Origin of the sequence: Campylobacter showae CC57C (genome assembly GCF_000344295.2) — a bacterium.
In the GTDB taxonomy this organism is placed as follows: domain Bacteria; phylum Campylobacterota; class Campylobacteria; order Campylobacterales; family Campylobacteraceae; genus Campylobacter_A; species Campylobacter_A showae_B.
In genome coordinates this window covers 1-8,282 of the sequence record NZ_AOTD01000060.1, presented here as the reverse complement: position 1 = coordinate 8,282, position 8,282 = coordinate 1, and the positions used below count along the sequence as shown (strand labels likewise).

The window sequence follows — 8,282 nt, the reverse complement described above, 5'->3', positions numbered from 1 at the left end:
ACGATTATCGGAATTTTAGGTATTTTGATAGGAGAAATAGAAAATTTAAATTATGTAAGTTGGAAATAGGGGCAAATATTTTTTGGGTTAAATTTGGAAAGGGGTGGAATGAAAAAGTCAAATTTAGACTAAACTAGTAGTGAAGCTTTATGTGGCGGTTACGGAAATTTTGTATTTAAGATATATGCTAAATTCGCATATATAAATCATCATCAGACACCGATAAAAACGCGCTAAAAAGCGTTTAAGTTTTTGCTTGATTTAAGCAATAATTCACTACAATCAAATCTTAAATTTAGATTTTCAAGCTATCATTTCGCAAAAATTAAGGAAAACCATGCAACCTATTTTTACGACGCAAATCATCAAATTTAAAGGCGCGCAAAAAAGCGCCGTGGATGATATTTTGGTGCGCGAGATCAAGCTTGAGATCTACATAAACGGTAAGCGTTTTGGCGCGGTGATGGCCACTCCTACCGATCAGGAGGCGCTGGCCGCAGGCTACCTAATCAGCGAAAATTTGATCGCGAGCCCTGAGGATATCGAGAGTATCGAGCTCTCAGACGACGCTTTAAGCGTGCGGGTAAAGGCTAAAATCAACGAAAAGCGCCTCGAGCAGTTTGACGAGGAAAAGGTGATAATCAGCGGCTGCGGGCGCAGCTCGACGGCAAATATCGATCCAGAGGCTATGGCGGCGCGCTCGATAAAGGGCGAGGTTAAATTTCACAAAGATGAAATTTTGCGCCAGATGGGGCAGTTTTACACGCAGTGCGAGCTTTACGAGATGACTGGCTGCGTGCACACGGCTAAGCTTTTTGTTAGCGGCGAACAGTTTTATATCGGCGAAGATATCGCTCAGCACAACACGATAGATAAAGCCGTCGGCAAGGCGGTACTAGCAGGAGTGCAGCTGCAAAATTCGTTTTTGATGGTGAGCGGGAGGCTCAGCTCCGAGATGGTGGCAAAAGCCGTCATGCACGGCATTCCCGTGCTCGTTTCGCGTACGGCTCCGACTAGCCTTGGCGTCGTGATAGCGCGTAAATTTAACCTCACGCTATGCGGCTTTGCTCGCGGCGAAAACATAAACGTATATAGCGGCGCGGAGAGAATCTATGAGTGAGCAAATCAGCGAACTGATAACAAAACTACTAAATCCAAAGGGTAGGCTAGACTGCGGCGCGGCGTTTAAAATCGCCTCAAAGCTAGGCGTAGAGGTCGGGTTGGTCAGCGACGAAGCTGAAAAAATGGGCGTAAAGATCGACAACTGCGAGCTAGGGCAGTTTGGCGGGCTGGAAAACGGACGCGGCAAATACACCGTGATGACGCAGCTAAAGCAGATGACCGACGAAAAGAACAGAATCCTGTGCAAAGATGCTAGAGACGCAGCTGCGGGCGTGGGACTAAAGACGATCCGCTCGACGCTAAAAGACTATAAAATCGACGTAAAATACTGCCAGCTGGGGTGTTTTAAGGAGAAGAAAGGAAAAAAGATGAGAGTAAAAACCAAAACCTGGATAGAAAACGACGAGGGCGAGCTTATCTTTGGCAAGGGTAAAACAGAAGTCCTAGATGTCATCGCAGAGGTCGGCTCGATCTCAAAGGCCGCCGAAATCCTAGGCATGAACTATAAAAAATGCTGGACTCATCTGCAAATTTTACAAAAAAATCTAAAAGAGGAGCTTTTTACGACCAGGCAGGGCGGCGGAGAAAACGCAGGCACGACGCTAAACGAGCGCGCGCATGAGCTCATAAACGCCTATAGACAGCTTCAAAACGACATCGAGGATTTTGCGGATAAGCGCTTTAAGGAGCTATTTTTGAAAAAAGACGGCGAGAAAAAGGACTCGGCCAAAGACGACGCAAACGATAAAAAGAAATAAAACCACATCAAATTTAAGGGAGAAAAAATGTACGTAAAACTAAACGATAGGGTCTATCTAAACAAAGATAAGATCACTAGAATAAAGGTAGATAGCGTCCAAGACGGTATCAGGATTCGCTTTTACGAGGGGCAAAATCAAGTCGCTAAAAGCGGACGCTTCGAAACCGAAGCAAAAGCTATCGAGTGGCTAGAGAAAAATTTTATAAACAAATAATAAAATTTTTTAATCTACGCAAAGGACTCCGAGCCGCTGCGGCTTACGTCTCTTTGCTTTACCGAGTTAAATTTGCCGCTTTGCGGTTAAATTTAGCTTGCTCAAATTTAACCTCCAAATTTACTAAATCATTTCCACCGCAAAAGCCCCAAATTTGCGAAAATTTACTATAATTACCGCATCAAATTTAAAGAGTAAAAAATGCTAAATTTAGACGAAATTCGAAAAAATATCATCCTAAAACCCGGCGTGCACTATTTTGATTACACCGCTTCGGGGCTTGCTTACGAGCCCGTAGAGCGCGAGATAGGCGAAATTTTAAAAACCTACGCCAACACACACTCCGACAGTAGTTCAAGCGCCATCATCACGCAGCGTCGCTACGAGGGCGCGCGCGAGAGCCTAAAAAAGCTGCTGGGGCTTGATGAGCGGTTTTATCTCATCGCCTGCGGGCAGGGCGCGACGGCCGCGATCAAGAAATTTCAGGAGCTGCTTGGCATCTATCTGCCGCCTGCGACCAGAAGCGTGATCGGCGAGGCGAATTTACGCGCCGCGCAGCTTCCGCTCGTGCTCGTTTCGCCCTACGAACACCACTCAAACGAGCTTAGCTTTCGCGAGGGGCTTTGCGACTACCTGCGCGTGCCGCTTAGCGAGGGCGGCGAGATCGATCTGATTGCGCTTGAGCACATCCTAAAGCTAAACGCAACACGCCGCATCATTGGCTCGTTTAGCGCCGCCTCAAACGTCACAGGCGTCGTTAGCGACTATAAAAAGATCAGCGAGCTAATCAGAGCTGCGGGCGGCATCGTGGCCTTTGACTGCGCGGCTCTAAGCTCTCACGCAAATTTAGATTGCGACTATTTTGACGCGATTTTTCTCTCGCCGCATAAGCTACTTGGCGGGCCTGCAAGCTGCGGGCTTTTGGCGATCAAAAAGGAGCTGCTTAGTAGCGATGTGCCGACATTTGCCGCGGGCGGGACGGTCGCCTACGCTAGCCGCGAGGGGCACGTGTTTTTGAAAAACCCAGAGCAGCTGGAGGAGGGCGGTACGCCGCCTATCATTGGGCTTATGCGAGCAAATTTGGCTTATGCGCTGCGAAACGAGGTCGGTTTTGAGAGGATAAAAAGCGCTGAGGACGAGCTTGCGCGGCTTTTTGAGAGTGAGCTAGCGGGCATAGACGAGATCATAAACTATGCTCCAAAGGGCGCGTCGCGGCTACCGATTTTTTCGTTTAACATTCGCGGCGTATCGGCGTATGATTTCGCCGCGAGCCTTAGCAACGACTTTGGCATCCAGACGCGCGCGGGCGTGATGTGCGCGGGGCCGTACGCTCACGATCTGCTGGGTATCAAGGAGGGGCGCATGCCAGAAGTCAAGCCCGGCTTCGTACGCGTGAGCCTGCACTACACGCACACCGAGCAAGACGTGCGCTATCTAGTGGGCGCGATAAAATCCTGTATCAAAAAGCACCGCGAGCTTTGGGGCGAGGAAAAGGCGATGTATGAGATGTTCGGCGGGAAGATTTAAACTTAAGCGGGTTAAATTCGGCTCGTAAAAAGGTCAAATTTGAGCAAATCAAAAATGTGCGGTCAAATTTAAAAATTTACACCGTCAAGATACGGGTCTGGTCGCTCAAATTTGATCAAATTTAAAAAAAAAGAGTAAATTTAAGAAAGAAAAAGGGCGCAAAGCGCGCCCGAATCACGCAAATTTAAGCTCTAAATTTAACCCAAATTTTGCGCGTAAATAAAATTAGTTTTTGCGACTGTTTGCGTCAGGCGTGAAAAGCGGCTTATCTAGCAACTTAAAGTCTCCGATAAATTTCTGACCCTCTTCGCTCGTCGCCCACTCGATAAATTTATTTGCATTTTCGATGTCGGCCTTAGCGCAGTGCTTCGGATTTACCGCGATTAGCGAGTAGAAGTTCTTTAGATCGTTGTCGCCCTCGTTGATGATGACCATCTCAGGCGCGCCTTTTTTGGTGTCCTCGTACTTTATGTAGGTGCCGCGGTCGGTGAAAGTAACGCCCTTTTGCTCGGCTGCTGCGTTGATAGTAGCTAGCATGCCTTGGCCGGTTTGCATGTACCAGCCGTCTTTTTCAGGCACTTCGCCGATGATTTTTTTCCAGATACCTTTTTCTTTGTTGTCGGTGCCTGATTTATCGCCGCGAGAGAAAAATTTGATATTCTCTTTTTTGATTAGCTCAAAGCTCTCTTTTATGTCTTTGCCTTTAAATTTATCCGCGATCGATTTATCGGCGATGACGACGAAGTCATTGTACATTACGGCTTTTCTCTCGACGCCAAAACCTTTTTCTACGAATTCTTTTTCAACTTTTGGCGAATGCACGAAAAGTATGTCCGCATCGCAGTTCTCGCCTAGTTTTAAAGCTGCTCCAGTGCCTACGGCAGTCCATTTGATATCGACGCCGGTTTTTGCCTTATACGCAGGGTAGATCGCGTCTAGCAGCCCCGTGTTATCGGTGCTGGTGGTGGTTGCCATGATGAGTTCGCTATCGCCCGCAAACGCCAAAACGCTCGCGATTAGCGAGCCTAGTATTACTTTTTTCATTTTTCTCCTTTTTAAAAAAGTATGCTATTATAGCACATTAAATTAACGCTTAAGAAATATGCAAGGAAAGAATATTTGGATTTTCTACTAAACGGATTTTTGGAGGCCTTTAGGCTGCTTTTTAACGGCGACGAGGAGACGTATTCGGCGATCAGGGCGACGCTTTACACTTCGAGCGTTTCGATATTTTTTGCGATTTTAGTCGGTTTTCCGCTAGGATTTACGCTGGGATTTTACGATTTTAAAGGGCGCAGGATTCTTAGGCTGCTCAGCGATACGGCGCTTGCGATGCCGACGGTTGCGATCGGGCTTATTTTGTATGCATTTATCACGCGAAACGGCCCGTTTGGCGAGTTTGGGCTGCTTTTTACGCTAAAGGCCGTGATGCTGGGGCAGTTCGTGCTAGCACTACCCATCATCATCTCGCTAAGCGCTAGCGTCGTGGAAAATATGGACAAAAAGCACTATCTAACCATCCTAAATTTACGCCTGAGCGCGCCAAGGCTCGTTGGCTGCGTGCTTTACGAGCTGAGGTATGCTCTGATGGTGGTCGTAGCGACGGCGTACGGGCGTATCGTGGCTGAGGTCGGCGTGGCGATGATGATCGGCGGAAATATCAAATATTTTACCCGCACGATCACGACCGCGGTGTCGCTGGAGACGAACAAGGGCGAGTTTGCGATGGGTATAGCGCTGGCTTTGGTGCTCATCTTTATCGCATTTGCGGTAAATTTGACGATACACGCGCTAAAAAGGCTTGATAGATGAAATTTGATAAATTTGAAAATTTTACGCTCGTAAAAAGCAGGCTGGGCGCGCCAAATTTGAGCCTTTTATTTAAATTTAACAAGAAAGGCGCAAAGTGATAAACGTTAGAAATTTACGCCTAAACTACGGCGCGAGCGAGATTTTAAACATCCCGTGCCTTGATATCGACGTCACCAAAATCACCGCGCTAACTGGCAGTAACGGCAGCGGCAAAAGCACATTGATGCGAGTGATGTCGTTTTTGCAAAAGCCAAGCTCGGGCGAAGTGCGGCTGTGGGGGAGCAGCGCGCCTAGCTTAAATTTACTGCGCGACGTTAGCGTTTTGTTGCCCGAGCCCGCGCTTTTAAAACGCTCTGTGAGGGAAAACTTCAAGGCCGTTTTAAAAAGCCGCGGAGTGCTAGCGGAATTTGACGAGCGGGCGAGCGAGGCGTTAAATTTGGTCGGGCTTGACGAGAGCTTTTTAAACAAGCGCCACTTTGAGCTAAGCTCTGGACAGACGCAGCGCGTTAGCTTTGCGTTAAATTTGGCGCTTAGATCGCGGCTTTATCTACTCGACGAGCCGACAAATAGCGTGGACGTGGGCACCTCAAAGCTTTTCGGCAAGGCGGTGCTTTATATGCGGCAACGATACGGCTGCGGCTTTGTGATCGCTAGCCACGACGATAAATGGCTAACCGCAGTCGCCGAAGAAAACGTCTTTTTGCACAAGGGGCGCGTATGCGAATTTGAATACAAAAATATTTTCGACGCGCGGGACGGGGTTTTAAAATTTGACGAAAACGCGGTCGTAAATTTGCCGTCAAATTTACGTAACGCCGTAAAGATCGCCGTAAATCCGGGTAAAGTAATGCTGAGTAAAACGCCGATAGAAGGCTATCTTGAAGGCATCTTGCACTCGGTTTCGCTCTATCTTGGCAAAGATCTTTTGGTAAAAATCAAAGTCGGCGACTTTTTGATTAAAACGCTGGCGCCAAATTCGCAAAATTTTAACGTCGGCGAAAATATTTATTTTAAATTTGACGATGGAGCGTTTTTGGGGCTTGAATGAGCCTCAAATTTTACAAATTTCGTTTCAAATTTTAAATTTAGACTCATTTAACGCCCGTTAAAATAGCCGAGTTAAAAGTAAATATCAAAATGAAGCGTAAATACGAGATATATGCGGAAATTTCATATTTAATTTACCACCTAAAAATCGCCGTAAGTAATATGCAACTAAGGCATATTTAAGCGTATATTAATTTTTCTAATTTATTTTTTTTTAAGTATAAGAAATAAGCCAAAAAGTAGTATAGTTTCACAATCGAGAAAAATCTCAAAAAATAGATAAAAATGATAAAGGAAGGCAATGACTAGCAAGGGCGAATTTGCGGCGGGACGAGGACTTTATTACTCGTTATTTTCGCGTTTTTTCGTTTTTAGCCAAGACGCCGATAGATTTAGCGGCGTAAATGCGATGCTAGGCCTTGCCTCGGCGCACGCTCTAAACGAAGAATCGGCCGCCGCGATAATGCGCATACAGGTAAAATTTGACGAGGAAAATCCGCAAAATTTAGCGGATGAATTCGACGAAATTTTCCACGCTCTGCCAAGTCCGCTTAGAAACTCGCTGTCCTACTACGACGAGGGCTACGAGGTCGGACACGCTTGCGCAAAAGTGCGTAAAATTTTAGCCCGCACGGATATTAGACGCGACGAGGCTAAATTTAAAGAAAACGAAGACAACGTGGGTTTCGTGTTTGCGCTAATGAGCGAATTTATCGCGCGAGAGAGCGAGCTGGAGCTATACGGCGAGCTTGAGGAGCAGCTTTTTAAAGAGATCATAAACCCAAACATCGACGAGTTTATAAATGATCTTTTTAACCACGAAAGCAGCGAAGTTTACAAAGACGTCGCGGTGCTACTGCAAGGATTTATAGAGTTTGAGCGCGTAGTTTTAAGCACGCCTCGTCCTATAAATCAAGGCGAAAGCAAAAAGACTTTGGACGGAGTTTCAAGATCTGAGGCCATAAGAAGGCAAAAAAACCGAGTGAGAAAGATAAAAGCTATGGAGGAAGAAAATGCAAAAAAATAGGCGAGAATTTCTAAAAAAAGCGGGCATCGCCGGCGCGGTAGCGGCTACGGCTGGAGTAGCGACGGCAGCGGCGTCAAACCTAAAATACGGTAAAGGCAAAAAGACCGAGGTGCTTTATAAAAGAAGCAAAAACTGGGATCTATACTACGAACAAGCGAAATAATAAAATTTAAGAAAGGATAAATATGTCTGAGGCAAATTTACGTATTATGCCCCACTCAAACGCAGTCGGGCGAAGATCGTTTTTAAAAATGGCCGCGCTAGCGGGCGTAGCGGGCGGCATGAGCGGGCTGGCTGCTAGCGGCGTAACTAGAAGCGCCACAAAAGAAGAAATGGCAAATCCGTTTCCAAACTCTAAAATCGTAAAAACCGTTTGTACGGTCTGCTCCGTTGGATGCGGAGTGCGCGCCGAAGTGGAAAACGGTGTATGGGTGCGCCAAGAGGTGGCCCAAGACCACCCGGTAAGCGCTGGCGGCCACTGCTGTAAGGGTAGCGACGTCATCGATATGGTGCGCTCTCACTGCCGCGTGAAATACCCGATGAAAAAAGTCGGCGGCAAATGGAAACGCATCAGCTACAAAGACGCGCTTGACGAGATCGGCGCAAAACTAAAAGCATATCGCGAGAAAAACCCGGAGCAAGTGATGTTTCTAGGCTCTGCAAAAGATAGCAACGAGCAAAGCTACTACATCAGTAAATTCTCTGCGATGTTTGGGACAAACAATCTAGATCACCAAGCTAGAATTTGACATAGCGCAACAGTCGCCGGTGTG

9 protein-coding genes and 1 pseudogene are annotated in these 8,282 nt (G+C 46.8%); 9 read left to right on the top strand and 1 reads right to left on the bottom strand.

The features are described 5' to 3' along the window. Positions 1–337 precede the first annotated feature (337 nt). The 4 genes from fdhD (at position 338) to H740_RS02550 (ending at position 3,623) form a co-directional block, all read left to right on the top strand. On the top strand, positions 338–1,120 hold the full coding sequence (gene fdhD / locus H740_RS02570) for a formate dehydrogenase accessory sulfurtransferase FdhD (protein ID WP_002951020.1): 783 nt from the start codon (positions 338–340) through the stop codon (positions 1,118–1,120). Next, a complete protein-coding gene (locus H740_RS02565) occupies positions 1,113–1,880 on the top strand; it encodes a winged helix-turn-helix domain-containing protein (RefSeq protein ID WP_002951018.1) in 768 nt (255 codons plus the stop codon). The genes fdhD and H740_RS02565 overlap by 8 nt, the downstream gene beginning before the upstream one ends. 27 nt (positions 1,881–1,907) lie before the next feature. Continuing rightward, positions 1,908–2,096 (top strand): hypothetical protein, encoded by a 189-nt coding sequence (locus tag H740_RS02560; RefSeq protein ID WP_002951016.1) that lies wholly within the window; start codon positions 1,908–1,910, stop codon positions 2,094–2,096. Between the two features lie 201 nt (positions 2,097–2,297). After that, complete coding sequence (locus H740_RS02550) at positions 2,298–3,623, top strand: aminotransferase class V-fold PLP-dependent enzyme (RefSeq protein ID WP_002951012.1); 1,326 nt, start codon at positions 2,298–2,300, stop codon at positions 3,621–3,623. A gap of 225 nt (positions 3,624–3,848) precedes the next feature. Here the strand turns inward: H740_RS02550 and tupA are convergent, their stop codons facing one another. Beyond that, positions 3,849–4,667 (bottom strand): tungstate ABC transporter substrate-binding protein TupA, encoded by an 819-nt coding sequence (gene tupA, locus H740_RS02545; RefSeq protein ID WP_002951010.1) that lies wholly within the window; start codon positions 4,665–4,667, stop codon positions 3,849–3,851. 75 nt (positions 4,668–4,742) lie between these two features. Here tupA and tupB point away from each other — a divergent pair, with 75 nt between their 5' ends. The 5 genes and pseudogenes from tupB to H740_RS02520 all read left to right on the top strand — a co-directional run. Further along, positions 4,743–5,435, top strand: a complete 693-nt coding sequence (gene tupB / locus H740_RS02540) for a tungstate ABC transporter permease TupB (protein ID WP_002951007.1) — start codon at positions 4,743–4,745, stop codon at positions 5,433–5,435. 94 nt (positions 5,436–5,529) lie between these two features. Then, entirely contained in the window at positions 5,530–6,483 is a 954-nt protein-coding gene (gene tupC / locus H740_RS02535) for a tungstate ABC transporter ATP-binding protein TupC (RefSeq protein ID WP_002951005.1), read from the top strand. Positions 6,484–6,783: 300 nt separating this feature from the next. Further along, a complete protein-coding gene (locus tag H740_RS02530; RefSeq protein WP_002951004.1) occupies positions 6,784–7,509 on the top strand; it encodes a TorD/DmsD family molecular chaperone in 726 nt (241 codons plus the stop codon). Beyond that, positions 7,496–7,672 carry a twin-arginine translocation signal domain-containing protein gene (locus H740_RS02525; protein ID WP_002951002.1) on the top strand — a complete coding sequence of 59 codons (177 nt, stop codon included), beginning with the start codon at positions 7,496–7,498 and terminating at the stop codon, positions 7,670–7,672. Before H740_RS02530 ends, H740_RS02525 begins: the two co-directional genes overlap by 14 nt. Before the next feature lie 46 nt (positions 7,673–7,718). Beyond that, a pseudogene (locus H740_RS02520) lies at positions 7,719–8,255 on the top strand (molybdopterin-dependent oxidoreductase); the annotation flags it as partial. Between the last annotated feature and the right edge of the window lie 27 nt (positions 8,256–8,282).

Coding starts and splice junctions, on each gene's coding strand:
- fdhD (WP_002951020.1), top strand. CDS start 338: ATGCAACCTATTTTTACGACGCAAATCATCAAATTTAAAGGCGCGCAA.
- H740_RS02565 (WP_002951018.1), top strand. CDS start 1,113: ATGAGTGAGCAAATCAGCGAACTGATAACAAAACTACTAAATCCAAAG.
- H740_RS02560 (WP_002951016.1), top strand. CDS start 1,908: ATGTACGTAAAACTAAACGATAGGGTCTATCTAAACAAAGATAAGATC.
- H740_RS02550 (WP_002951012.1), top strand. CDS start 2,298: ATGCTAAATTTAGACGAAATTCGAAAAAATATCATCCTAAAACCCGGC.
- tupA (WP_002951010.1), bottom strand. CDS start 4,667: ATGAAAAAAGTAATACTAGGCTCGCTAATCGCGAGCGTTTTGGCGTTT.
- H740_RS02530 (WP_002951004.1), top strand. CDS start 6,784: ATGACTAGCAAGGGCGAATTTGCGGCGGGACGAGGACTTTATTACTCG.
- H740_RS02525 (WP_002951002.1), top strand. CDS start 7,496: ATGCAAAAAAATAGGCGAGAATTTCTAAAAAAAGCGGGCATCGCCGGC.